General features: G+C 39.2%; 23 protein-coding genes. 10 read left to right on the forward strand and 13 right to left on the reverse strand.

Annotated features, from left to right (window positions below):
* Nucleotides 1-12 precede the first annotated feature (12 nt).
* From FBD94_RS04745 to FBD94_RS04770, 6 genes are read left to right on the forward strand one after another with little or no spacing between them, the layout of a single operon-like run.
* A complete protein-coding gene (locus FBD94_RS04745) occupies nt 13-1,521 on the forward strand; it encodes a RagB/SusD family nutrient uptake outer membrane protein (RefSeq protein ID WP_136879315.1) in 1,509 nt (502 codons plus the stop codon).
* A 19-nt stretch (nt 1,522-1,540) separates the two neighbouring features.
* The gene (locus FBD94_RS04750; RefSeq protein WP_136879316.1) at nt 1,541-2,281 is read left to right on the forward strand and encodes a fasciclin domain-containing protein; all 741 of its coding nucleotides are present in this window, start codon (nt 1,541-1,543) and stop codon (nt 2,279-2,281) included.
* 48 nt (nt 2,282-2,329) lie between these two features.
* Nucleotides 2,330-3,976 carry a DUF5008 domain-containing protein gene (locus FBD94_RS04755; RefSeq protein WP_136879317.1) on the forward strand — a complete coding sequence of 549 codons (1,647 nt, stop codon included), beginning with the start codon at nt 2,330-2,332 and terminating at the stop codon, nt 3,974-3,976.
* Between the two features lie 29 nt (nt 3,977-4,005).
* The gene (locus FBD94_RS04760) at nt 4,006-5,769 is read left to right on the forward strand and encodes a LamG-like jellyroll fold domain-containing protein (protein WP_136879318.1); all 1,764 of its coding nucleotides are present in this window, start codon (nt 4,006-4,008) and stop codon (nt 5,767-5,769) included.
* A gap of 23 nt (nt 5,770-5,792) precedes the next feature.
* Complete coding sequence (locus FBD94_RS04765) at nt 5,793-7,262, forward strand: DUF5013 domain-containing protein (protein WP_136879319.1); 1,470 nt, start codon at nt 5,793-5,795, stop codon at nt 7,260-7,262.
* A gap of 36 nt (nt 7,263-7,298) precedes the next feature.
* On the forward strand, nt 7,299-9,998 hold the full coding sequence (locus FBD94_RS04770; protein ID WP_136879320.1) for a glycoside hydrolase family 2 protein: 2,700 nt from the start codon (nt 7,299-7,301) through the stop codon (nt 9,996-9,998).
* Here the strand turns inward: FBD94_RS04770 and FBD94_RS04775 are convergent.
* Nucleotides 9,976-10,818 carry an AraC family transcriptional regulator gene (locus FBD94_RS04775; protein WP_131606740.1) on the reverse strand — a complete coding sequence of 281 codons (843 nt, stop codon included), beginning with the start codon at nt 10,816-10,818 and terminating at the stop codon, nt 9,976-9,978. The genes FBD94_RS04770 and FBD94_RS04775 overlap by 23 nt on opposite strands.
* A gap of 72 nt (nt 10,819-10,890) precedes the next feature.
* Between FBD94_RS04775 and FBD94_RS04780 the strand changes: the two genes are divergently transcribed.
* A complete protein-coding gene (locus FBD94_RS04780) occupies nt 10,891-12,432 on the forward strand; it encodes an MFS transporter (RefSeq protein WP_235884372.1) in 1,542 nt (513 codons plus the stop codon).
* Nucleotides 12,433-12,632: 200 nt separating this feature from the next.
* Nucleotides 12,633-13,733: a FecR family protein gene (locus FBD94_RS04785; protein ID WP_131606738.1), complete on the forward strand. Its 1,101-nt coding sequence runs from the start codon at nt 12,633-12,635 to the stop codon at nt 13,731-13,733.
* On the opposite strand, the gene FBD94_RS04790 is transcribed toward FBD94_RS04785, so the two are convergent.
* Nucleotides 13,721-14,674: a helix-turn-helix domain-containing protein gene (locus tag FBD94_RS04790; protein ID WP_131606736.1), complete on the reverse strand. Its 954-nt coding sequence runs from the start codon at nt 14,672-14,674 to the stop codon at nt 13,721-13,723. The genes FBD94_RS04785 and FBD94_RS04790 overlap by 13 nt on opposite strands.
* 199 nt (nt 14,675-14,873) lie before the next feature.
* Between FBD94_RS04790 and FBD94_RS04795 the strand changes: the two genes are divergently transcribed.
* Together FBD94_RS04795 and FBD94_RS04800 are read left to right on the forward strand one after the other, a co-directional pair.
* On the forward strand, nt 14,874-15,248 hold the full coding sequence (locus tag FBD94_RS04795) for a nuclear transport factor 2 family protein (RefSeq protein ID WP_131606735.1): 375 nt from the start codon (nt 14,874-14,876) through the stop codon (nt 15,246-15,248).
* A gap of 26 nt (nt 15,249-15,274) precedes the next feature.
* Nucleotides 15,275-15,799 carry a GNAT family N-acetyltransferase gene (locus FBD94_RS04800; protein WP_131606733.1) on the forward strand — a complete coding sequence of 175 codons (525 nt, stop codon included), beginning with the start codon at nt 15,275-15,277 and terminating at the stop codon, nt 15,797-15,799.
* Here the strand turns inward: FBD94_RS04800 and FBD94_RS04805 are convergent.
* The 11 genes from FBD94_RS04805 to FBD94_RS04855 all read right to left on the reverse strand — a co-directional run bounded on the left by FBD94_RS04805 (nt 15,780) and on the right by FBD94_RS04855 (nt 24,987).
* Nucleotides 15,780-17,741 (reverse strand): PAS domain-containing sensor histidine kinase, encoded by a 1,962-nt coding sequence (locus FBD94_RS04805; protein ID WP_136879321.1) that lies wholly within the window; start codon nt 17,739-17,741, stop codon nt 15,780-15,782. The two genes, FBD94_RS04800 and FBD94_RS04805, sit on opposite strands and share 20 nt — an antisense overlap.
* Nucleotides 17,742-17,897: 156 nt before the next feature.
* The gene (locus FBD94_RS04810; protein ID WP_136879322.1) at nt 17,898-18,926 is read right to left on the reverse strand and encodes a hypothetical protein; all 1,029 of its coding nucleotides are present in this window, start codon (nt 18,924-18,926) and stop codon (nt 17,898-17,900) included.
* 41 nt (nt 18,927-18,967) lie between these two features.
* On the reverse strand, nt 18,968-19,309 hold the full coding sequence (locus tag FBD94_RS04815) for a VOC family protein (RefSeq protein WP_136879323.1): 342 nt from the start codon (nt 19,307-19,309) through the stop codon (nt 18,968-18,970).
* Nucleotides 19,310-19,541: 232 nt separating this feature from the next.
* Nucleotides 19,542-20,144 carry a hypothetical protein gene (locus FBD94_RS04820; protein ID WP_131606727.1) on the reverse strand — a complete coding sequence of 201 codons (603 nt, stop codon included), beginning with the start codon at nt 20,142-20,144 and terminating at the stop codon, nt 19,542-19,544.
* Between the two features lie 83 nt (nt 20,145-20,227).
* Nucleotides 20,228-20,662: a carboxymuconolactone decarboxylase family protein gene (locus tag FBD94_RS04825; RefSeq protein ID WP_131606725.1), complete on the reverse strand. Its 435-nt coding sequence runs from the start codon at nt 20,660-20,662 to the stop codon at nt 20,228-20,230.
* 49 nt (nt 20,663-20,711) lie between these two features.
* Nucleotides 20,712-21,125, reverse strand: coding sequence for a nuclear transport factor 2 family protein (locus FBD94_RS04830; protein WP_131606723.1), 414 nt, complete (start codon nt 21,123-21,125; stop codon nt 20,712-20,714).
* 66 nt (nt 21,126-21,191) lie between these two features.
* Nucleotides 21,192-22,112: a DMT family transporter gene (locus FBD94_RS04835; RefSeq protein ID WP_136879324.1), complete on the reverse strand. Its 921-nt coding sequence runs from the start codon at nt 22,110-22,112 to the stop codon at nt 21,192-21,194.
* Entirely contained in the window at nt 22,109-22,756 is a 648-nt protein-coding gene (locus FBD94_RS04840; protein ID WP_136879325.1) for an FMN-dependent NADH-azoreductase, read from the reverse strand. Before FBD94_RS04840 ends, FBD94_RS04835 begins: the two co-directional genes overlap by 4 nt.
* 54 nt (nt 22,757-22,810) lie before the next feature.
* Nucleotides 22,811-23,254, reverse strand: coding sequence for a DoxX family membrane protein (locus FBD94_RS04845; protein WP_136879326.1), 444 nt, complete (start codon nt 23,252-23,254; stop codon nt 22,811-22,813).
* A 103-nt stretch (nt 23,255-23,357) separates the two neighbouring features.
* Entirely contained in the window at nt 23,358-24,008 is a 651-nt protein-coding gene (locus FBD94_RS04850; protein ID WP_131606715.1) for an HD domain-containing protein, read from the reverse strand.
* A gap of 106 nt (nt 24,009-24,114) precedes the next feature.
* Nucleotides 24,115-24,987, reverse strand: a complete 873-nt coding sequence (locus tag FBD94_RS04855; RefSeq protein ID WP_169472217.1) for an AraC family transcriptional regulator — start codon at nt 24,985-24,987, stop codon at nt 24,115-24,117.
* Between the last annotated feature and the right edge of the window lie 67 nt (nt 24,988-25,054).

Genomic DNA, 25,054 nt, shown 5'->3' on the forward strand with positions numbered 1-25,054 from the left:
AAAATTATACTTATGAAAAAATATATAATATGCCTGTCAGTAGCAATGATTTTTACGAGTTTATCAGGCTGCAAAAAGTTTCTGGATGTAGAATCTATCACTGCGCTTAGTGGTAATAAATTCTGGTCTACGCAGGCTGATGTTGAGTCTTTTACGAATAATTTATATGCCCAGCTCTGGGCCAAGTTTTCAAGCGCTCCGTTTATCTCCTCAACAGGGGAATTGCGGTCGGGTGAAATATTGCCTTCAGTTGATGGTAATTATAACAGTAACAATACAACATCAAGGGTGGTATACCGGTCTTTTGGTATAAACGATCTTAAAACTGTATTGGTTTCGGGACGAGCCTGGACCAATCTCAATTTTGCTTCCATTACACGTTGGCTTGAGTTTTACCAGGTCATCCAGGGAAGTAATATCATGTATGATAAGGTAGATAGAGGTATTCCGGGGATGTCTGACATTGATACAAAGCGGTATAAGGCAGAAGCGGTTTTTATCCGTTGTTTTACCTATTTCTATATGGTTAGGTTGTTCGGAGATGTAGCTTACTATACAGATGCTTATCATTCTGACCCTATAGGCAGGGAAAACTTTGTTTCGGTATTAAATAAATGTATTGCTGAATTAGCAGCCTCCAGGAATGATCTTCCATGGAAGTATGAAGATGCGGCCTTTAATGGTTTTAGGGCTAACAAGGGAGCTGCTATAGATTTATTGATGAATATGAACATGTGGAATGCAGGGTTCGATCAGGCTAACAAGCAAAATTATTACGCAACAACGCAGTTATTAGGACAGGAAATTGTCACCAGTAATGCTTATAGCTTGGTGCCACTTTCCAGATTGCCAACGGTGATGGAAGGCGGTACAGAAGAAGGGTTATTTGCCTTTAAGCAGGGTGTTGATTTCGGAACACCAAACAAAAACGCTTTTCCAGGCGAGATATTGGTTGCCTACCCTCAAAAAGGTAATACAGCTGCAAATGGTACTTATAGCAACGCTTATTTTCGGTCTTCTTATATCAACAAAATATATAATCTGGATGAGGATGACCGTCTGGCTTCATGGTTTGTGAATCCGACTGCAAACGATGGGATCTTCAGTATGAAAAAATTTGCGGGATCCTTATCCTCTACAGGTTTTCCGGATTGGGCAATTGTGATGTTCAGATATGCGGATGCTATTTTATTAAGGGCAGAAGCAGCTGCGGAACTAGGAATGGATCAGGAGGCGGTAGATATGCTTAACCTGGTGCGTGATCGTGCAGGGGCGAGCTTGTTTGAAATTGGCAGTGCGGAGAATCTTAAGGACGCAATTTTCAGGGAAAGACAGAGAGAGTTCATAGGAGAAGGTTACAGTTTTTTTGATCTGGTAAGAACCCGCAAAATTACGGATGGTAACTGGACGAGTAATCCACTCACTCTTGCCCAGTTTAATGAAGGCGCCTGGACCTGGCCGATTGACGCTTCCGCACTTACAAGGAATCCGTTTATGACCCTGAATTCCTATTGGTTATAATTAAAATAAAGAATAAAAGATGAGAAAATATATGAATTCCGGACGCCTACTATTGGCTTTATTGGCATTTACTATACTGATTTTTGCTGCATGCGGAAAAGATACCTACTATCAGGACGGTGGAAAGGAAAACGCAAAATTTGACGGGAGCATTCTTCAGTATCTGGAGTCCAATCCACGGTACTTTGATACCCTGGTTACGGTCATCAAGTTGGCTGGAATGGAAAAAGAGTTTAACAATGATCAGTTCACTTTTTTTGCGCCTGTTGACAACTCATTCCGCGGGCTGATCAAAACCCTCAATACAGTCTTGTATGCAACAGGGAAGGACACTGTGGTAAACCTTAATGATATCCCTGATGCAATATGGCAGAAATATGTTTCGGTATATATGTTTAAGGGGCTTAAAAAAGTAAACGATTACCCGCAGATTGATTTGAACGCTCGCGGTTTGTACCCCGGGCAAAATTATAAGTCCTTAGGGGATGTGGTTTTTAATATTGGTGCCATTTACGATAATGCAGGGAATGTGAGCGGTACAGGAAGTGAGAACTCACAGGGTGTAAAATATGCGGGATACCGCCATCTATGTATCTCATTTATTCCCAATACTGCTGATCCGCTGGCAAACTGGAATACTGTACTGGTGTCATCTTCGGATATTCAACCCAATAACGGAGTTGTGCATGTGCTTAAAGCAAGCCATACTTTTAGTTTTGATGCCACAAATTTTATCCAGGATGTCCTGTTATCCAGGTAGTATAGCTGGTCATAAATAATAAAAATACGCTGATTAAATATTTAGAATATGAAATATACATACCTATTGTTTGTTGCCTTCTGCCTGTTGTTTTTCTGGGGATGCAAGGAGGATAAGACGCTTTCTGAAAATCCTTACAATGGAGGGGCTAAGCCCCTGGGGATCGGTTTTAATGCCGTTATTCCACCTGTTCCAATCGACGGTAGTTCAGGAACGACAGTTACGTTTACCGCATCTGGCTTATTAAAGTATAAAGGAGCTATTTCTTTTTCTTTTAATGGAGAGGAAGCAGAAATTGTTGATATTCAGGATAATGCTATCGTTGTCAAAGTGCCCGCTATGGCAAGCTCCGGGGCCGTTTCAATTATGGTTGAAGATCAGGTTTTTTATGGTCCTCAATTTAAGGTATTGGGTAAAGTCATGATCGATCCATTTTATAAAGCGATTAACGGTGCCAATAATTTGGTGAGGTCTTATCTTAAACTGGATGATGGAAGATACATTCTTACTGGAAGCTTTAGCGATTATAATGGCCAGGCCAATGAGGCTTCACCGATCAGACGGATTGTGCTGACCTCGGCCAGCGGGGAACTTGACCGTTCCTTAAGATTTGGTTCTGGTGCAGATGATCAGATCAATTCAGTAATTCAATCTCCTAATAAACAAAATTTTTATGTAGGTGGACGCTTTAGTAGTTACGACAGGATGAACAGGTTCATTAGTAACATTACAAGGACAACAGTTAATGGTACAGCTGATTCCATTCGGGTGAACACTTACAGTACTCCCTTCACTGGTAAACAGATTACAGTACCGGCTTTTTCAGGTGGCATAAGTGGTTCGGTACTTAAGCTTTTTAATTCGGGAAACCAGTTGATTGCAGTAGGTAACTTCAGTCATTATGTAAAACGTAACTACACTAATGGAAGGACTATTGTAATTACTAATCCGCTTACTCAGGAGCAGTTTTTTGTTTACAAAGACAGCATCACTACAGACAGTATTTCAATGAAACAACTGATCCGTTTTAATCCGGACGGTACGCTTGACAAATCGTTTCATTTTAATGCCGCCACCGGCAGAAGCTATGAAGGAGGTAATGGCTCCATTAACGCAGCCTTTCAGCAGGCAGATGGTAAGATCATTCTGGTCGGTTCATTCAGTAGGTTTAATGAGCTGCCCTCGGGGAGGATTGTAAGGGTAAATCCTGACGGAACGCTAGATAATACCTTTAATGTAGGAAAAGGGGCCAATGCGTCAATCAGTAGCATTACCTATAATGAAATTTCTAAAAAATTCCTCATCACAGGCACCTTTGGAACCTTCAACAACTTGCCTGCAAAAGGTTTGGCCATGCTCAATCAGGATGGGTCTCTTGATGCTAATTTTGTAGCTAAGGATTTCGCCAACGGTTATCCTTCTTATGCCAAACAGATATCAAATGGCATGATTATCATTAGCGGAGGATTTAAAAAATACAGCAATGTTAAACGTTCAGGCTTTATTATACTGACTGAAACCGGGCTGTTGGCTCCCGGATACAATACCGCCGGTGATTTTTCGGGGAGCATATATGACATTATTGAAGGCAAAAATGCAGAAAATAAAACCTCATTGATTTTACTCGGCAGTATTTCCAAGTTTGACGGAAAACCCATTAATAATATCACTTGTATTTCTTTTACAGAAGAATAATTGCAGATCAAATTACAAATAAAGATCACATGAGAAACAAAATTGTATTATTCCTAGCCGTTTGCATCACACTAGGACTGCTTGGCAGCTGTCAGGATAAATTTAAAAGACTTTTACCTGAAAAGGATTACGTAGATGCACCAAATGTAAATGCTGGCGCACAGAAGGTTTTATATGTTATTGTGGACGGCGCACGTGGGCTTTCTGTTAAAGATGCGCCGGCGCCAAACATAAAAGCTTTAACACAGAAAGCAACTTATTCCTGGACGTCATTAAGTGATGAACTTTATAATGATGCCAGTTCCTGGGCGGATATGCTTACCGGTGTTGGGAAAGATAAACATGGGGTATATAATGAGACCCTGATAGGCAGTAATTTAAGCAAGTACCCAACCATTATTACCAGGATTAAGTCGGCAAGACCAGAGACCAGGATCAGTTCTTTTTCTGCTTCAGATGTTTTTAAAGAAAAGCTTGCAACAGGAGCAGATGTCCGTCAGTCATTTTCTACTGATGCTGCCGTTAAATCTGCTGTCGTTACAGAACTTAGCCAACAGGAAGTGGGTATTGTAATAGCCGAGTTTGGTGGTGTCAACGTCGCTGGAAAAACTTATGGTTATGATTTGTCATTTCCGGAATATAAAACCGCCATCACCAGTTTTGATAGCTATGTGGGAGAAATGGTAGCGGCTTTAAAAGCAAGACCAACCTATAATGCTGAAAACTGGCTGATTGTTGTCACCTCTAGCAGGGGCGGGGCATTTGATATCGTTCCGGCTGACGGAACTGTTTTCAGTAACGCTCAAATCAATACATTTACGATTTTCTCAAGTCCAAAATACAATCTGAAATATATAGATAAACCTTATACCGGTAATCGCTATGATGGTACCTTCCTCAAGTTTGGTGGTATTCAGGATGATGCGATAAGTGCCCGGGTAGCTGATCCTGTTGCTAATGATCAGATTTTTAATTTTGGGGATACCGCCCAGTTCACTATTGAGTTAAAAGTTAAGAAAATCAACAGGGGTACAACTGCTCAGCCTAATTATGACTATTCCTATCCAGCTATTCTTTCCAAAAGAGCATCTAATACTGATAATAGTAGTATAGGATGGACAATTTCTTTGGATGGGAAGAGCTGGGCTATTAATTTCGGAAAGCCTTCTGCTGCTAATTTTTCTGTTAGAGGTCGCGATATTAACGATGGGAATTGGCATACACTAGGTGTTGTTGTTGAAAATAGAGATCTTAAAAGGTATATCAAAACATTTACAGATGGTGTATTTAACGGTGAATCTATGTTACCCGATGGCTGGGGCCCAATAGATCTGCCGGTTGGTACTGATTTGCCAAATTTATTAACACTGGGTTATATTCCTGGACGTATAAACACCGGCCAGGCCTTTAATGGCTTTATCAGCGATGTGAGGATTTGGCGTAAAGCATTGACTAATGAAATCCTTACAAGATTTGCCTGTGATACTTATGTGCTGAAGTCACACCCCAATTTCAAAAGCTTAGCAGGTTACTGGCCATGTACAGAAAGTGCTGGTAATCAGTTGCACGACAATAGCGGGACGTTGGCACATTTTAGTGTCGAAAAAGGTAATGATCCCATCATTAATCCGCTATGGGTCTTCAATTCCAGTTTAATTTGCCCGGTTTCTGCGACTAATCTTGCCAGCACGGTTCCTGCTTCCAGGGATGCAGCAACACAGATTTTAAGCTGGATGTCTATCCTACCGAAGGAGACCTGGAAGTTAGATGGAAGAGTATGGCTTAATCAGTAGTTTGATCTCAAAAAATAAAAGATATGAAAACTAAGTATATAATTATGTTTGTGTTGATCTTCATTCTAAGTGCATGTAAGGATGATATCTTTCCCAATAAAGAGTTCCCAGCGGTAACAACGGGATTTGATTATAAGGATGGCCGTCTGGAGGTCCGCAAATCCATTGTACAGAGAGTCGGAGCCTATATGGATGTTCCTGTAGATATTTCACTTGACGGACCAGCCCCTGCCTATTTTACGATGAACATTACTGCAAATGCAGATACTGTAAATACATTAATCGCAAATGGTGGTCTATTGAATACGGTAGCCTTACCAGCGCAGTCTTTCTCCTACCCAGCAAACACCGAGCTACATTATGGTCGGAACAGTTCAAGGATTTATGTGCGGTTTTATGTTCCAGACCTTGAGATTTACTATGGCCGAAATGTAGCAGTTGCGCTTAAATTATCTAATCCCACAAAAAATAATGAAATAGACCCTTCAAAAAAGACTATAATTCTTGTGCTCAATACAAATGAACTGATAGACCAGAGCGACCTTCGTTTGATTAGGTTTGAAAACGGTGGAGAAAGAATGGTAATTGCGCCAACGTCTGGGAGCAATATTACTCAGGATGCCACTTATTTTAACATTCCTTTAAATGCCAGGCTTATGGGGGCCGTTGGCCAGGATGTTTCTGTAAAAGTATCGTCTAATCAGGATACAGTTCAAAAACTACTGTTAGCAGGTGTACTTCCAGAAAATACTGTAATGTTGGAAAGCTCGAATTATTCTTTGCCTTCAGACCCCGTAAAGATTTTACAAGCAGAGGGGGGGAAGGGAACATTTAATTTAAGAATTAATACCAGGGATATGGCAAGGTACTTTGGTAAAAATATAGCCATTGGTCTAAAGCTGAGCGATCCTACCAGGTATCAGCTAGATCCTCTTGATAAATCGCTGGTAATTATCATCAACACTACGGTACTGAAAGACTTGGGCGGTGTTCTAAAAAATTCATTGCGACCATATGCTGTTGTTCAATCTACTGATAGATGGGGTACACCGGTAGATTGGATTGTTAACGATGCTACAAAGGTACATACTGTTGCTGGGGTAAAATACGGGGGACATGATAAAACAAACACTTGTTTAGTTATTGGAGGAGCCACTGGCAGCCCTATTGTTACAAACGGAAAAGTTTACCAAACCATTACGCTGCCGGCAGGAAGTTATCAATACACCACAAATGCAAAAGACGTAATCAACCCTAATAACGGAGTATTTTATTTTGTGGTGAACGTGGGTGATGGGCTGCCGAACACAGTAGATGTACCCAATTCTGCACTTGCTTTTACACGACCAACCAAAAATGATCATACGCTAACAGCAAGCTTTACACTAAATACGCCTACAAAGGTTTCTATTGGGTTTGTTGCCAGTTCTACAAACGGGAATTTCCTGGTAACAGTTAGAAAGATTGATCTTTTTAATACTACTGTTTATTAAACAATGAAACGGAAAAAATATAATCAAATCTTAAACATGAAATTAAAAAATCTGATCATCCTTCTTTTTAGCATTTCATCCCTGGGATATGCCCAAAAAGTAACACTTAGTGATAGATCCGCTCCGCTATCTGTTTTTCTTCGTTCGGGAACTGTTATGGATGGATCCAGTCAGTGGAAAATGAAGAAAGTTACTGAGGTGAGGGAGAAAGAAATGAAAATATCGGCAGTTAATTATAGTGCTGCTGATTGGATGCCTGCAACTGTACCTGGAACTGTTTTAAGTAGCTTGGTTGCAAATAAGATTTATCCGGATCCATATTTCGGTGATAACAACAGAAAAGAGCGCAAATTGATTCCTGATTTGAATGATGAGGGGGTCGAATTTTATCATTACTGGTTTAGGACAGCGTTCATTATTCCAAAAAGTTTTGCTGGCAAAAGGCTGTGGTTAAAGTTTCACGGAATCAATTATCGTTGTGAAATCTGGATGAATGGAAAGAAACTTGGGAATATGGCTGGCATGTTCAATGCACAGCAGTTTGACGTTAGTGAATTTGCAAACAGGCAGGGTAAAAATGTATTGGCTGTTAAGGTGAAACCAGTAGATATTCCAGGATCTAGTCATAATTCAAAAAAAAACAGGACTGGAGCAATTGGGGAGAATTTTAATGGTGGAGATGGTGAAATTGGCAGAAATGTGACGATGCTGATGTCGGTTGGATGGGACTTTACCAGTCCAGATGGGATCAGGGATCGGAATACGGGGATATGGAAGGATGTAGAGTTGTTTGCTACCGGTGATGTTTTGTTAGCGCATCCTTTCGTGATGACTAAGTTGCCATTGCCAGATACGACTTCAAGCAAGGAAACTGTAAAAGTAGAGCTTTATAACGCCGCTGCTGCCGCTCGTTCGGGTGTGCTGTCTTGTTCGATTAAAGAGGCTGGGGTTGATTTTCAAAAGCAGGTATCGCTGAAAGCGGGCGAAAGAAAGACTATGACCTTAACGCCGGAGGAATTCAGCCAGCTAAAAATTTCAAAACCAAGATTATGGTGGCCGTTAAATAAGGGAAAACAGGAATTGTATACACTTGATCTGAAATTTACTATTGGGGGCAAGGAGAGCAGTAGTGTGACCAGCCGCTTTGGTATCCGGGAAATCACCACGGATCAAAATACCCCTGATCAGTCACGCAGGTTTCTTGTAAACGGGCACCCTGTATTTATTCGGGGCTCTAACTGGGTGCCGGAGGCAATGTTAAGGAATTCTGAACAGCGTACCTATGCCGAATTGCGGTATACCCGACAGGCTGGTATTAATTTCCTGAGACTTTGGGGTGGTGGAATTGCCGAATCAGATTATTTTTATCGGCTTTGTGATGAGATGGGGATTATGGTATGGACTGAGTTCTGGATTACCGGCGATACTCGTTTTCCGACAGATACGGCACTATATTTTAAAAATATGACGAATACGGTAAAAAGGGTTCGAAATCATGCTTCATCTGCTTTTTACGTTTCTGCCAATGAATCTACCGAAATCAAGGGAGCGCGGGAGCTGATGTATGCACTAGATCCAACTAAAGGGTATCAGCCACAATCTGAATGCTGCGGGGTGCATGATGGAAGCCCGTATAAATATGAAAACCCAATGCAGTACTTTGAAAATACAGCTTCAAAAAGAGGAAGCCGGGTAGATGGGTTTAACCCTGAATATGGAGCCCCGATTTTGCCGGTCCTTTCTTCGCTGAAAGACATGATGCCGCAAAAAGAGCTTTGGCCAATCAGCACTGCTGTATGGAATTACATGGATGGGGGAGGTTTCCATCAAATGACCACAAAGTATAGGGAAGCAGTGGAACAGTTTGGCCGTTCTTCGTCAATTGAGGATTTTGCGAGGAAAGCGCAATTTGTCGGGGCAATGAACTACCGGGCACTCTGGGAGGTCTGGAATTACAATAAATTCCAATATGGCGATCGCTTTGCTTCTGGATTATTGTTCTGGTATCACAATAGCCCGTTGCCACAAACCTCAAGTAGGTTTTACGATTGGTTCCTGGAGCCGACTGCCGGACTTTATTATTCCCAGAATGGGTTGGCACCGTTGCACCCGCAATATGATTACATCAAAAATACGGTTTCCGTATATAATGATTACAGGCAGTCATTTAAAGGATATAAAATTATTGCAATGGTTTATAATTTCGAAAGTAAGATGGTATCGAAGCTTGATAAAATTGTAGACATCCCTGCTGACGGATTGGTTAAGGATGCTTTAAAAATTAGCTTTCCGGAGGATATTTCGCAGATACATTTTATCAAACTTGTTTTAGAAGATGCTCGTGGAAAGCAAATCGCTGATGCTTTTTACTGGAGGTCAAATGATAAATATAAAGGGGCCTGGACCATAACGGGGCCAGCTGTATCAGGATTTCAGGATATTAATAAATTGAATAAAACAAAACTTAGCCTAAAAACCAGTCAGAAAACTTTTCCGGGGAAAACAGTGGCAACAGTGCTTGTTGAAAATGAAGGGAATTCTCTTTCTTTCTTTACACAACTCAGGCTAACAGATGGTAGTGGGAAAAGTATCAGACCTGCATTTTATAGTGATAATTTCTTCAATCTTCTACCAGGTGAAAAAAAGGAGATAACGATTGAAATTCCATCCTATGTGCTAAAAGGTAATCGTTTTTCAATTGGTATAGATGCTTTTAATGCGGATTCGCCAAAATAGCCTGGCGGTATCCCGTTAAACTCATGCCTTTCTGCTTCTTAAAGAACTTGTTTAGGTGACTGCCATCGGCAAAGCCGAATTCATCAGCCAGTTCATTGATCCGCAGGTCGCTGTACTTTAACCGCCATTCGATCAGCCGGATCCTGTAGCTGGTAATGAACTGCTGGACGGTTTCTCCGCAAGCTTTTTTGAAATAGACACCCAGGTAAGCCTGGGAAATCCCAAAAGCCTGACTTATTGCGGCCGCAGTCAGCTGATCTGGCCTAAAAATATGGCGCTCAATGTGGTTGATGATCTGGAGGATGCGCTTGTCTGTGTTGGTACGGACATTTTCAGGTCTTATCTTTGAAATGTTCCTTGCCGCAATCACAATCAGCGCGTTCACCAGGTTCATGTCCAGATCCTGCTGGTAAACACCCCCAAGCTTCATTCCAAACAGCAACGATTCGACAATCATTTCAACGAGGCGGCTGTCGTCTTTGCAACGCATTACACAACCCGACAGGTGGGTGGCATAGAAGAGCAGACATTCCAGGTGGTGAATGCTTTTCCATGGGTAGCTGCGAATGTAACTGTCGCTAAACCGGATCAATAGGAACTCTGTTACTTCGCTTATCTCGAAAGTATGTCGGTCGTTGGGCGTGATCAGTAACAGATTCCCGTCACGATAAGCCATACGGTTGCCGTTGATGCAGACTGTGCCTTTACCAGAAATCAGGTATACCATTTCAAAGAAACTATACTGTTTGTCGCCCAAGGGGCAGTGATCGGTTTTGAGATATTCCAGCTCCACCTGCTGGTGCATATTTTGTTTGACCATAATGCAAACATACCTTTTTATCATAGAAATGAACCGAAGGAGTGCGTATTTATCGGTTTACTTTTGTTAAAAATGACCTCAAGAATAAAAACTATGTTTAAAGATAAAAAGAATACACTGACCCTGGCCGCCGTTTGCCTTTCCTCACTGATGTTTGGATTGGAAATTTCAAGTGTCCCGGTATTGCTGCCTACACTCGAAAAATTATTAAGGGGCAATTTCAGTGATGTACAATGGATTATGAATGCCTATACCATTGCCTGCACTACAGTACTGATGGCTTCTGGCACGCTTGCCGATCGCTATGGCTGCAAACTTGTTTTCATGGCCGGGCTTGTGCTTTTTGGTATAACCTCCTTGCTTTGTGGGCTGGCTACATCAATGACACTACTCATCGCCGGACGCTTTTTGCAGGGGCTTGGCGGGGGGATTATGCTGATCTGCCAGGTTGCTATTCTTTCTCATCAGTTCCAGGACGGGCGCGAACGCAGCCGGGCATTTGCTGCCTGGGGTATTGTTTTTGGAATAGGATTGGGGTTTGGGCCGCTAATTGGCGGTCTGATCCTTACATTTTTAAGCTGGAAATGGGTTTTCCTGGTACATGTTCCGCTCAGCTTGCTTACGTTAGGACTTGCATGGGCGGGAGTGCGGGAATCAAGGTCAGCTCAAATACAGCGGCTGGATACCTTAGGTATGGTTAGCCTTTCCATAGCTGTTTTCGGGCTAATCTATTACATTACCCAAGGACCCGCAATGGGGTTTACAAGCGTATACTCCCTGCTGATTCTGGGAGTATCTACAGGGAGTTTTCTAATCTTTTTATATGCAGAAAAGACAAGCGTCCAACCCATGTTTGATTTTACTGTATTCAGGATACGGGACTTTTCCGGTGCTATCATCGGCTCTATAGGCATGAACTTTTGTTTTTGGCCTTTCATGATCTACCTTCCTATCTATTTTCAGGGCGTTTTGGGATACAGCAGCCTTTTGGCTGGTACGGTGTTGTTGGCTTATACGCTGCCCACATTAGTGGTTCCACCACTGGCCGAGCGATTATTGCTGAGATATCGTCCTGGTATCGTTATCCCATTGGGGCTTTTTATCATCGGATTGGGATTTATATTGATGTGGTTTGGCATTTATGCTGCACATTTCGGAACTTGGACTATGATGCCCGGCATGCTGTTGTCTGGCATCGGATTGGGGCTCTCTAATACTACTGTTACGAATACCACTACAGGCGCTGTGAGTCCTGACCGTGCAGGTATGGCTTCGGGGATAGACATGAGTGCAAGACTGATCACCCTGGCAATCAATATCGCTTTGATGGGGTTTTTGTTAAGTAAAGGTGTGTTTATGCATTTAAAGGTTGCATTTGCAGGAACTTTTGATAACCTTCAGCTCCATTCAGCGGCCGAAAAAATCGCAGCAGGTAATTTTGCGGGCCTTCTGGAAAAAATCCCTGGGATTATAACTTTAGACCCAAGTGGTGAGGTAACACATGATGCATTGGCTGGTGGTTTTCAATTGCTGACTTTGTTCAGTGGAATTGGGGTCGTTTTCCTGGCATTGGTTAGTTTCTTTATATTTAAGCCGGGATCACAGAATAAGTAATGCCATGGCATTTGGTGCGGAGTAGATCAACTATTATTATGAATAAAAAGAATACAGGTGAAATCTTAGCGGCTTTATGTTCATTTCAAGTCCAGAAAGTCACTTTTTACACATAATCTGTTGATCTTCAAATTTTAACCGAAAAATGTAGGGTCTTCAATTTAAAAGAATTTATATATTTTTGAATCGAATTGCCAAGTTTGAATTCACAAGCGCTCTATCGGCAAGGGAAAATGAAGCCTAAGCAAGAAGTAAAAGAAACGTCTAAATCATCTCTCAAATTGAAGAGTTCGTATTTCAAAGCAGCATTGGTTATTGCGATAATTATAACCCTTGGAATGTTATTTTTTAAACGCTCGGCTAAATTTATTCCGGTCGAAAATGAGCGTAGTTCTGAACATGAATTTGCTTCTATCACCCTGTCTAGTGGCGAAAAGGTAGTTCTTAATGATGAAAAATCAGGAGTTATTCTCGATGGCAGTCAGTTTAAATATAACGATGGCTCGATTATAAATAGAAACAAAACAAAACAATTCTTTTTTGATAAGCCCTTTTCAGAAATTTTGCTGGAGAAGCAGGCGTTTGCGGTAATTATGTCTCCGGCTAAAAGGATGTACCGTGTAGCGTTACCAGACAGCACTAAAGTCTGGTTAAGAGCAAATTCAAGCCTAAAGATTCCTTCAGATTATAATCAATCTGACAAGCGAATAATTCAACTGACCGGAGAAGCATATTTTGACGTCCCAATTAAAATAGCTTCTTCAACAGAAATGAAGAACGTGCCATTTGTAGTCTTAACAAATAATCAGAAAATAGAGACATTTGGAACAAAGTTTAATGTAAGTGCATACTCAAATGCTAATCACGTGAAAACTACTTTATTGGAAGGGGAATTGAGGCTTAGTTCTTTGGTGAATAAATTATGGTTATCTGTAGATCAAGTAGTTGCAGACCCATTTGAAAGTGTTTCAGCTGGGCAGCCGATCATGCTCAAACCAAATCAACAAGCAAATTTGATAGATTCAAAATTCTATATTGAGACTGTTGTCGCTGAAGAAATAGTTGCCTGGAAAGATGATGAGTTTGTATTCAGAAACACATCTTTGGAAAAGATTATGGATGTAATTTCTGGATGGCATAATATTAAAGTCGTTTATAAAACGGAACGCAGTAAGCATATTTTATTGGGTGGGGAAATATTTAAGAACCAGTCATTATCTACGGTCCTTAAGGGCTTGTCTTTAGCAGTTAAAGTAAACTTTAAGATTGTTGGGAATAAAATAATCGTTTACGGCTTATAATGCGAGTTTTTTCCTGATAAATAGTCTTTTGAGGGATGGGTACTTCTGAGCTTTTTTGGAATTTCACCGACATAGCTTTTAAAAGCCCTACTAAAATAATGAGGCTCTTTGTATCCACATAAAATAGCAATGTCTTTAATTGGTTTATCAGTTGTTAGCAGTAATTCTACAGCGTATTCAATTCGAAGTTTTATAACTTGTTCATGAACAGGTAAACCAAAGGCCATTTTAGATAAACGATCCATTGTTCTGATGGAGAGCATCAAATTTTGAGCTAGTTTACTTGCGCTATCAACTTTAGAAGTTGTAAAATTTGCTAAAATGTACGCTTTGATCCTGGAGGCAGAATCCTGTTGATAAATGGTTGTTAATACTTTTCTCTTAATATTGCTGTAGTATTTATCAATACATTCATCAATAAGATAGTAACCATCGTCGTCAACACCATTGAATATTGAACTATTTAGCAATTTAATTAAACGGCGGGGTATGCTAACCTGTGTTAGGTTGATTTTCTTATTTGTTCGATTATAATAAGATGAAAGTATAATTTCAAACTCCGGCATTTTTCTGCATCGATACATGAACCAGTCTGGCTTAAAATTGATTAATATTATTGTATTCATACCTTCATGAGCAATTTTCCGATATTTTCCTGGAGGATGGTAAGTTAAATAACAGGTTGACTTATTAATATTTACGAGCATATAGAACGAGGGGGAGGTTACTGAGATATCGATCAAAACTTTTTTAGAGAGTGAACCTTCAAACATTTCTACATTTGCGAAGTAGAAGGAGTTGGATCGAACAACCAAAGTTCCCTCATTCAAATGATATTTTTTTAAGTTGGTATTTAAAAGCGGTTTGTCAGACTTAGCTGTTAAATCAGAAAGGATTTCAGATTTAATCGGATCCAAGTGAATAACGATATTCGAGCGCATTTTTGTCCCAGTTTGTTTTGAGCGAAAGGTGATTTAATTAAGATTCTATATATTAAGTCAATCTTTAAGCGGGTAAAAACAACAATTAGGGGATGCAAAAATAAATTAAGATTAGGGTTATACAAATAAAGATAGAATTAACCTGTCATTAAAAACCAATACCACTTGCTTTTGTTATATCTAGTCAAAACCCTATATTATGGAAAATAAAATTCTTGAACTTGAAAAAAAGTATTGGAAAGCAATGGAAACCCGTGATTTTGATACTGTAAGAAGTCTTACCCGTTTCCCCTGCATCGTGGCTGGTAAGGATGGGATAAGAAGTGTGGATGAACCTTCTTTCAAAAAAATGTTTGATTCGGGAGCCGGAAACCAGTTGAAAGTAGTGGATATTTCTGATGCGGAAAGCGAAATCATAGCTGAAGATACTGCGGTTTTAGCCTACCTTGTAGAATTAGAATATAGCATGGAAGGTCGGAAATCTTCAGGAAAATGCGCATGTACATCGACCTGGGTTAAGGTAAATAAAAATTGGGTTTGTGCCATGCATACAGAATCTGATTTAAGAAAATAAGAGATGAATATGGTTATATATATAAGATGATTATTGAAACTGAGAGGCTTTATTTTAGAGAATTATTAGAAACTGATATTAGAGGTGTTTTTAGTTTGGATTCTGACCCTGAAGTGCATCAGTATTTAGGGGGGAATCCAATTGAAAGTGCCCAACAAGCTCTAAATGCTATAAAATTCATTAGACAACAGTACATTGACTATGGAGTGGGCCGTTTAGCAATAATTGAAAAAGAAACCAATAGTTTTGTTGGATGGGGCGGTTTTAAATTAATTACTGATTTAACTAATGGGCATAAGAACTATCATGACTTAGGATATAGATTTCTAAAAACGGCTTGGGGAAAAGGTTATGCCACTGAATCTTCAAAAGCAACAGTAGAATATGGTTTTAATAAACTTAAGCTTCCAGTAATTTATGCTATGGCTGATAGAGGTAATTTGCAATCCCGAAAAGTTCTAAAAAAATGTGGTTTTATAGAAAAAGGGTTATTTGATTATGATCTCGTCCCACATTATTGGTATGAACTTTTTAATCAATCGGGAGTGTAAACCAAAAACTACTACCATTTCCAAGCTCGCTTTCTGCTCCAATTTCCCCATCATGTTTTTTAATAATTTCTGACGATATATATAAGCCAAGGCCTAAACCTGAATATTGGCTCCGACTTTTATCGCCTCTGTAATAACGGTTAAACAAATGGGGGATCTGGTCTCTTGGTATTCCTGGGCCCTGGTCTATTACAGAAACCTTTGCTTTGTTTTTTATTTTTTGAATATCAACAATAATCTCTTTAGACTCTGGGGCATAGTTTCTGGCATTATTTACAAAGTTTATGATCACCTGATCGATTCTATGAGGATCTGCATATACCTTCAAATTCAGGTCTCCTGTGGCTTTAATACTATATATGCCTTCAATTTTGAGGTGATTGCAACAGTCTTCTATCAGTTCAGAGATGGTAAACCAGTTTTTTTTTATATAAAGTTCCCCCTGATTTAACTTACTTGCAATTAGCAGGTCATCGACAAGAATGTTGATTTTATCCAAACTTCTAGAAGCCTTTTCAATTAGAGTGGGCAAGAAATCTGTTTCTGGATGTTTCTGGAGTCTGGTAATTAATTGCATAAAAGCAGATAAGCTGGTGATTGGTGTTTTTAGTTCATGACCAGCAATACTAACAAAATCGTCCTTTTGTTGCTGAAGTTGTTTTAGGTCATGAATATCGGTGGCCGTTACAATCCAAAGGCCAACGATCCCATCTTCTTGAACTGGTTGCATTCGGTTTAAATGCCAACGGTAGGTCCCTTCAGCGCTGCGATATCTGTTTTCAAATTCTCCTCCTTCATGACCTGATCTAATCAAATTATATTTGCGAAGTGTTTCATGTAGGTCATCTGAATGAATCACTTTGAGCCATTTGCTGCCGTATGCTTCAGTGGGATTAAGACCTGTATAATCATACCAACGTTTGTTAAAATAAGTCATTTTTCCCTTGATTGTACTGGTCATTGCCATTTGAGGAAGTGCATTGATCAAAGCCCGAAATCGCTTTTCACTTTTTTCGACTCGTAACTTTGCCTTCACTTGTTCCGTTATTAGATTGGCTACCAGCATTATTCTGTCAGTTTTACCTTTTGAATTTTTCAAGGGCTGATAGACAAGGTTTGAGTAGACTTCCTCTGTTTTATGACTGTGTATCAGAAAAACTTTCACTTCATTTCCATAGTATGGAGTTCCGCTGGTGTAAACTTCATCCATGATCTCGAGAAAACCTTGGCCTTCTAACTCAGGTATGGCTACCTTAAGTGGTTTACCTATAATCGTAGCATGTTTACCCCAAACTTCAAGCATTTTCTCGTTTACCGTTTCAATAATTAGCTCTCTTCCTTTAAATACAGCAATGGCCACAGGTGCATCTGCAAGTAGCGATCGAAATCTGGCTTCTCGTTCTGCAAGTTGTCTTAATGTATCGTAAATCTGATGTTCAGATTTTTTTTGGCTATTAGATTCGTAAAAGGTAACCAATAGCCCACAAACCTTTCCCTCGAGATCATAGAGTTGGCTGCAATTAAAAACCCAGAAACTATTGGCAGGATGTCCGTCCTGTTGTTTTGGGATCAATTGGTCTTCCTGCTCCAACATTTTATTACCGGCCATAGCCATCTCGATACTGGGTTCTATTGCGAGCCAGACTTCCGGCCAGCAGTCCTGGGCTCTCGCCCCTAATGCTTTAGGGTGTTTGTTTAATTTTTCGAGGGTTGTTTTATAAGTGTCATTATAAAATTGAATAAGCTGAGGACCCCACCATAGAAACATTGGAAATTTTGATCTTAGAATAATGTCCAATGCCGTTAGTAAATTTTGCGGCCAGGTATCGGCATTACCTAAACTAGTGTTAGACCAATTGGCCGAATATATTAGATTGCCCATTTCCCCGGCTTCTTTTAGATGCGCGAGATAATCAAAAGATGATTTGCTATGAACTGGCATAATAAAAATCTTTTAGAACGGGTCATGTAGCGTTTGGCGTTACTTTTGTCATTCGTTGGTGTCAACATTCAGCACTGCAAAATGTTTTATAAAATATTCACCTTTTTATCATGAAATAATTGTGATCCTGCAGTTACTTAGGATTCACAAAAACAATTATTTGCAGTATTTAAGTAAAAGTTCATTTGCCGTTTTATTACCCATGAGTTGTATTTTAGTCCAGTCTGCACATGCCCCCTTCAAGTTTCCTAATATTTGTTTGCAGATTCCTCGATGGTATAGATTTTCTACCTCATCAGGCCTTACTTCTAGTGCTCGGTCGTAATGATATAATGCAAGTTCGTAGTCTTTATTATTATAGGCAGTGTTGGCCTTTTGAGAATCGAAATATGATGGTAACGTCTGTTCAGAAGTGAGATATTTTAATGATTGGTTCATCAGTACCGTAACAGTTTTGCCATTGTGCTGAGCTGGCTGCCACATGTTCCTGGCTGAATTAAAGGCTTTGATATATTCGGCGTCATATTTTGGATTGATTCCTTGGATAATTCTAAGACTGTCAGGATGGCCATCTGGATCAATGATAAAAGTAGATAGGAGTTCTCCACTCTTGACATCCATCTTTTTTTTACGGATCAGTTCGTACATATAGGATTGAAAAGACGATCCCTTAAATTGAGCGTAGATTTTTTGTCCGGATTTATAAACGGTATCTGTTCCTTTGATGCTGAAAATGTCATTTGGACTGAGTAGCGTATTGTTTTGGATGAATTGTTCCTTATAAAGCGTGTATTTGATTGCCCATGGATCCTCTAATGATCCACTTGCAGAGCTACTAATGAGCACCAGTTTGTCTGCATTATTCTCCATAATCTTCAGTGTATTCATAACTGATCCTACTTCACTTTTAATAATTAAGCGGTTTCCACTAATTGCAAATAGGTAAGGGGTTCCCTTTTCGTAATAGACGCCTGAAATGCCAATTTGATCTTGATTACTGAAAGTATATTTGAGGTAGGTATACTTAAGAATATTATCCTCGGGAAGCTCATCTCCACTTAAGTAATTGACCTTCGTAGCAACATAAGAGCCGTTTAATTTTACCTGGGCATGGCTAGCCTGTACATAAAGTGTTAAAGCAATGAATATGAGAAAGCGGAACGGAGAGTTTGTTGTAAATTTCATTAGAGCATATAAACCATAAATATAACATTTAGGTTCAATACTTATACATTTGACCAGACTGCCAATTCATTTCCTGCGGGGTCGAGGAAATGAAATCTTCTTCCCCCTGGAAAGCTGAAAATATCTTTAGAGATTTTTCCCCCTGCTTCTATAACTTTATCTTGTATTTGAGAAAGATTATCGTGGTAAAGAATAACTAGTGCGCCGTTTTTAACAATAGCATCACTTTTGAAGAATCCTCCGTCAAGCCCACTTTCGGAAAAAGCGATGTATTCGGGACCATAGTCGGTAAAATTCCAGTTAAACGAGATTTGGTAGAACTGCTTTATTGCGGCCAGATCGTGTGCCTGGAATTCAATGTAATTGATGTGATTATTTTCCATGCTTTCAAATTTAAGAATAATCTGAACCAGGAAACATCTTGTTTACTTTTTTGATTACTTTTTCAACTCTAGATCGCTTACTTTCTTTCTTTCTCAATTCACTAATTCTGGAGCCTAATGTATTTATGAAAATGAATACATCCTCATTATATTCTCCTAATAAATAACTTTGGGTGTAATTTAAATAGCTATTATTCTAATTTCGTATATTTCGTGAATATAGTTTCCAGAATTACATTTGGAAACTATAACCGAGCATAGTCCTAAATACTTTTTGCTCGTGGTCATAGGCCGGCATGATCCATATCGTTGACTGAAGCTTAGGGATCGTGTACCTAAGGTTAGGACCAAGTCCGTGATAACGCCAATCCATAATACCCAAACTGATTTTTTCTGAAAATTGATGGAACATATTGACTTTATATAAGTAGTTATTATTACCATTTCCCCGTTCACCAAGTATCAGGAAGGATGTTTTTCCCTGTTTCCACCATACACTTGCTGAATATCTAGGAGAACTTTGTCCATGCTCAATACCTGCATAGCCCGAGAAACTTAATGATTTAATTGGTGAATAGGATAATCCTATTAAAGCCTGGCTCCACTTTTCGCGAATAAGTCCAAAAAATACTACGGCAAAATGATTACTTATTTTTTTGCTTCCTGCGTAATTTATGACAGGCTCAACTGATCCGTCCTTATTAAACTTACCGTAGAGTTCCAATTGTGCCTGTGCTAACATAGGTAGCCCTAACATGAAGATTCCAATGATAATCTTTGCACGAAATTTTTTGGGATAAGAAAAACATATCGCTAATGCGCTATTATTTGGCATGGTAAGAAGGATAAATAGAAACTGCTCCTATTATTGGAGCAGTCTTCATCTGAAAAAATATATAATATTCTTAAGTTATAAGCCTAACCAGGTATTAGCTGAGTCGCTATTCCTATTCTATTCCATGCATTGATAGTTATAATAGCTAGGATAACTTGGGCCAAATAGCTTTCTCCCAATGCTTCTAAGGCCTCAGTATAGGTTTGGTCCCCAACGTGATTACTGATCAGCGTCACTTCCTCCGTTAAAGCCAGGATGGCGCGCTCGTCTTTGGTAAAAAATGGCGTATCACGCCATGCATTGAGCGCATATATGCGCTGTTCTGTTTCACCCGCCTTACGTGCGTCTCTGGTATGCATATCTATACAAAATGCACATCCATTTATTTGTGATGCCCTAATTTTTATCAAATCTTTGTGGGTCCTGGTTAATGGTGTACTTTCGATGAATTTTTCTAAGCCCAAGATCGCTTTGTAACCTGCTGGTTCTACTTGGTCAATTTTAATACGTGTTTCCATTTTTATCTTTAATTATATGTGTAATTAGATGCTAATCTATTTGAATGATTTAAAATGCTTTTTCAATTTCAGGTGTATCCTCAAGCATTAAGAATTTTGTGATTTTTCCCTCTTTAATTGTGAATCTTTGACAAAAAGTGGTAGTAAATCTTTTACCAGTCATCTTTACTTTTCTCGACATAGTACCAAAAACGGCAGCTTCATAACCATCGATAAAGATATGATCAGGTGTTAGTTCATCATCGCCGTCAACGTGAGCATCAAAAAGTAGTTGCAATGCTTTATGAATAGCTGATTTTTCAGTTTGTTTTCCTGTCCAGGGAAGGCGTGCTGATTTAACGATGTACCAGTCGATATCTTCTGATAGTAGTGAAATAATTGAATTGGCATTTTTCTCAGAAACATTTTTATAAAACTCGTTGAGAATTTCTTGTGTTTGTATATTTATTTCAGTTGTCTTCATCTTAGTTTTTATTAATTAAAATTGATTACTATTCTTAATAGTGTAAACTTAAAAAGTTATTAGTTGTCAATTACATTCCAGTTTTGAAAGATGATCTGGCCCAGATTTGTTTTTTAAATTCATCACACCAACAGCAATCAGGATTAAAATGACGCCAAACCATTGCAAAGGGCTAACGTTCTCCTTTAATAGGAGACTGGCAGCCAAAACAGCAACCGGAATTTCGACAGAGGAAAGGATAGCACCAAGCCCTATGCCTGTTAATGGCATGCCAGCGGTAAACAATAAGGGAGGTAGTACCGTTCCAAATAAGGAGATTAACAATCCCCAACTATAAAATATATGGTAGTTAAAATCGCTGTTTAGCGACGAATGGTAGACGATACATATAATTACAAGTCCTCCTAATATCATATAAAGACTTCTTTGGTAGGGAGAATATTGCGGCTTGATATTTTTAGTGGAGTACATCGTAGCCGTATAACACAAAGCTGCCATCATACCCCAGAGGACGCCTTTCCAATTTAGATCAACGGATTGTCCCAGTAAATTTGTGGCTATAACTGAGCCAATGATTACCATGATGGCAGCTACAATCTTGTTAAGATCAGGAATCTTTTTGGTGATTAACATCTCGAGTATAATACCCATCCACACAGTCTGCATCAGCAGAACAATGGCGAAACTTACCGGTATATGTATAACCGCCAAATAGTAAAATATACTGGTTAAGCCAAGGGATGTTCCTGCAACCATTAATTTCAATTTACTTGTGAATGGAAGCTTGGTCTCAGCTACCTGGGGCCTCTTAATATTTCGGAAAACATTCACAATGAAGAGCGTAATGAACCCTATTCCAAATTGAGATAAAGTCACTTCTGCTGTATTGTAACCTTCTAAATAAGCCTTTTTTACATAAATCCCTAACATTCCATAGCAGGAAGCACCCAAAAATATCAGTATACTCCCTTTCAATTTACCATTCATGACAAACTGAGTTTCTGATTAATTAACGTTCTAAGTTGTTCACGAACGTTCAATATTTCTTCGGTTAAATCGCTACTTTCTCTAGAGGTCCCATTTATAGCTAATTCATCGACATCATGGATTCCCATGATGCCAAAAACCATTTTTAGATAGCTGCTTTGAAAATTCATGTGTGCATTTCTTTCTCCTTTTTCATAACCTTGGCTACCTCTGGAAAGTAAGAGTATTAAGCTTTTATTCTCGAGCAAACCTCTATAAGGTTGATCACCTCTCTGCAGATTTTTGGTGAATGTTTCATTAAACCGCATGATATTGTCTATATATGCTTTAAGCGTACTTGGGATCGACCAGTTATACATCGGGGATGCAAGTACGATAATGTCTGCATCATGCAATTCCTTTATATAAATATCGCTCCATTTAAGCATCTCCCTTTCATTTTCACTTCGATTTTCGGGGGATTTGAGGTTCGCATCAATCCACATTTGGTCGATATGGGAAATCTCACTCTCGCTGAAGTCGCGATATTGAATTTGGTGGGCAAAACCTGTCATTTTCCAATATTCAATGAATGTATCGCTAAGGCTTCTACTAACTGAGTTTTTTGTATTGGCACTTGCATTAATTACTAAAATCTTTTTCATTGCTTTAGGATAATTTATCGTAGACAACTCCTATAAGTTTTAACATGCTTAATTTTAGTTACTTTTATGAAGTAGGTTATCAATACTCCATTTGTAAATTGGAATGTATGATAACAAAAGACTAGCAGCAGAGGCTGTAAATACGCCAAAATTTATTGGTTTTTGTATTCCGACAGATGTCGCCATAAATAAAATGAATGTTAAGGTGAGCAGGGAGCTTCCAATTGCAGCATATTTTGTTTTAAAGCCAATAATCAAAAGCACTGCAATGGTGAATTCTGAGAAAGTAGCTATTCCTCCCATTACATCTACCATCGGTCTACTTAAATATGGCATCAAGGTAGATGTATAATTAATAAAGTTACCCCAATTGCCCCATTCAATATTTCCAGTCCCGATAGGACCTAGAATACCTAACCTGTCTAATACTGGAGTTAGAAATGTGATGCCTAGTGCTCCTCTTAGGAGTAACTGCGGTACTTTAAATGAATTTTCCATAAATTATATCTTTTGTTTATGCAAATCTAATGTCATTCAAAGTCGTATTACTATTCCAGTTTAATCATAACAGATGGCCCAGAGCCGATCTGTTATGAATTTCCTATTCTTTCCATGGGGAGTGTAAGATGCAGTCACAGAAGTTTTTACGATGGAAATTTGGGATCATATAGGCGCAAACGTCCGCCTTGATGTTTCCAAAGGTCGTCTCGGTTTTATGCTCAAATCCACTAAAAAAAGTTGGGATAATATTTTTTTTGAAATCGTTTCTCGGGAAGGCTGTGACGATTTCAATTCTGTTTTCTTCGCTGAGGTTTTCATATCCTTCTCCCATAACATCCAGACCTACACCAGAATACATTAGGGCTACCTCCGGTTCTTTATGCTCTGCAATACCTATAGTGGTATGTAGTGCGATGGTGTCCCAAACCAATTGCAAAGATTCTTTTGGTAAGCCATGGCTTTTGAGGAAATCGCGGGCAGCATTGGCGCCGTCTACTTCGAAACGTAAGTCAGGACTGCTGTAGTGTTTTGTCAAACCCAAATCGTGAAAAACTGAACTGACATACAACAATTCCTGGTCGTATTTCAGTTGCTTTCTTTGACCATTTAAAGAGGAGAACAGAAATACCCTTAGAGAATGATTGTAAATGAATTCTGTTCCGTGTTCCAGTAAAAGTTCTGTAGCCTGGTTGGCGATTTTGCTGTCAGGGATACTTATCCCGGCAACTTTTTTTAATTGATGAACTGACATATTTTTTTGTTTTCCCAAAATTACTGCTGTCTGAGGAATAGGAAATGTCAAATTCGGTTCATCACATGCAAATAGCTGTGATGAATGGATTAATAGCTGAGATTCACTACGAACCTATGATCATAAAATGGGTTCGATATTCTTTGGGAGATATCTGTACGTTCTTTTTGAAAAAATGACTGAACTGCTCTGCGGAACTGAAGTTGAGCTCAAATGCTATTTCTTTTATTGGTCTGGCAGAAAACTGTAAAGATCGCTTTGCCTCTGTAATCAGATGCGCGTTGATCAGTTCCTTAGCTCCTCTGCCGCTGGAGTTTTTTGACACATCAGTCAGTTTTCGAACAGAGATACCTAAAAGTCTGGCGTAGTCCGTTACCTCATGTGAGGTTTGATAATGTTCGTTTATTAAGGAGATAAACTGTCGGTAGATCTTATTTTCATGACTTTCGAACGCGTTTGAAATGGCAATATTCACATTGGCGATTTTGATCATGATAATTTTCAGATAAGCAGCCATTGCATCCAATTTATTGATGTATGCATTTTTATTGTATTCACCGAGCAAGGATTGAAAAAGAACATTAAGCTCCTGGAAGTCATTTGCTGTTAATTGAAGGGATTGATTGGCAGATGCGTTGTTGAACAATACTGCTTTACAATTGTTTGCACTTTGTGGAGCCCTTTCCCAGAAACAGTCGCCAAAACTTAGTTCATATCCTGTAAATTCAGCTCCTTGCTGAAAAGCAATGACCTGACCTTTAGCAATCAGAAAAAGTTCTGCCGAAGAAATTTTAAAAATATGCTCATCTATTTTTAGGGTTCCAATGCCGGAAGTGACCAGGATTATCCGGTGATAAGCAAGCCGCTGAACCCTGATATTAGCAAATGCTTTTTCCTTAAAAAAGTGTATCAAAAACGAATCTTTGATGTCTTTTTCGATATCAATCGGTTCTGCTAGATGAGGATTGGTACTTCCCATAACTTTTAAATTATGCCGCCAGACAATTTTACAATACAAAGATATAAAACATTTCGCGAAATAGACC

The sequence above is a fragment of the Pedobacter hiemivivus genome, from assembly GCF_005144565.1.
Classification (GTDB): domain Bacteria; phylum Bacteroidota; class Bacteroidia; order Sphingobacteriales; family Sphingobacteriaceae; genus Pedobacter; species Pedobacter hiemivivus.

Excerpts from the sequence above, each read along its gene's own strand:
- FBD94_RS04745 (WP_136879315.1), top strand. The coding sequence starts at position 13 with ATGAAAAAATATATAATATGCCTGTCAGTAGCAATGATTTTTACGAGT.
- FBD94_RS04750 (WP_136879316.1), top strand. The coding sequence starts at position 1,541 with ATGAGAAAATATATGAATTCCGGACGCCTACTATTGGCTTTATTGGCA.
- FBD94_RS04755 (WP_136879317.1), top strand. The coding sequence starts at position 2,330 with ATGAAATATACATACCTATTGTTTGTTGCCTTCTGCCTGTTGTTTTTC.
- FBD94_RS04760 (WP_136879318.1), top strand. The coding sequence starts at position 4,006 with ATGAGAAACAAAATTGTATTATTCCTAGCCGTTTGCATCACACTAGGA.
- FBD94_RS04765 (WP_136879319.1), top strand. The coding sequence starts at position 5,793 with ATGAAAACTAAGTATATAATTATGTTTGTGTTGATCTTCATTCTAAGT.
- FBD94_RS04770 (WP_136879320.1), top strand. The coding sequence starts at position 7,299 with ATGAAATTAAAAAATCTGATCATCCTTCTTTTTAGCATTTCATCCCTG.
- FBD94_RS04775 (WP_131606740.1), bottom strand. The coding sequence starts at position 10,818 with ATGGTCAAACAAAATATGCACCAGCAGGTGGAGCTGGAATATCTCAAA.
- FBD94_RS04780 (WP_235884372.1), top strand. The coding sequence starts at position 10,891 with ATGACCTCAAGAATAAAAACTATGTTTAAAGATAAAAAGAATACACTG.
- FBD94_RS04790 (WP_131606736.1), bottom strand. The coding sequence starts at position 14,674 with ATGCGCTCGAATATCGTTATTCACTTGGATCCGATTAAATCTGAAATC.
- FBD94_RS04795 (WP_131606735.1), top strand. The coding sequence starts at position 14,874 with ATGGAAAATAAAATTCTTGAACTTGAAAAAAAGTATTGGAAAGCAATG.
- FBD94_RS04800 (WP_131606733.1), top strand. The coding sequence starts at position 15,275 with ATGATTATTGAAACTGAGAGGCTTTATTTTAGAGAATTATTAGAAACT.
- FBD94_RS04805 (WP_136879321.1), bottom strand. The coding sequence starts at position 17,741 with ATGCCAGTTCATAGCAAATCATCTTTTGATTATCTCGCGCATCTAAAA.
- FBD94_RS04810 (WP_136879322.1), bottom strand. The coding sequence starts at position 18,926 with ATGAAATTTACAACAAACTCTCCGTTCCGCTTTCTCATATTCATTGCT.
- FBD94_RS04815 (WP_136879323.1), bottom strand. The coding sequence starts at position 19,309 with ATGGAAAATAATCACATCAATTACATTGAATTCCAGGCACACGATCTG.
- FBD94_RS04820 (WP_131606727.1), bottom strand. The coding sequence starts at position 20,144 with ATGCCAAATAATAGCGCATTAGCGATATGTTTTTCTTATCCCAAAAAA.
- FBD94_RS04825 (WP_131606725.1), bottom strand. The coding sequence starts at position 20,662 with ATGGAAACACGTATTAAAATTGACCAAGTAGAACCAGCAGGTTACAAA.
- FBD94_RS04830 (WP_131606723.1), bottom strand. The coding sequence starts at position 21,125 with ATGAAGACAACTGAAATAAATATACAAACACAAGAAATTCTCAACGAG.
- FBD94_RS04835 (WP_136879324.1), bottom strand. The coding sequence starts at position 22,112 with ATGAATGGTAAATTGAAAGGGAGTATACTGATATTTTTGGGTGCTTCC.
- FBD94_RS04840 (WP_136879325.1), bottom strand. The coding sequence starts at position 22,756 with ATGAAAAAGATTTTAGTAATTAATGCAAGTGCCAATACAAAAAACTCA.
- FBD94_RS04845 (WP_136879326.1), bottom strand. The coding sequence starts at position 23,254 with ATGGAAAATTCATTTAAAGTACCGCAGTTACTCCTAAGAGGAGCACTA.
- FBD94_RS04850 (WP_131606715.1), bottom strand. The coding sequence starts at position 24,008 with ATGTCAGTTCATCAATTAAAAAAAGTTGCCGGGATAAGTATCCCTGAC.
- FBD94_RS04855 (WP_169472217.1), bottom strand. The coding sequence starts at position 24,987 with ATGGGAAGTACCAATCCTCATCTAGCAGAACCGATTGATATCGAAAAA.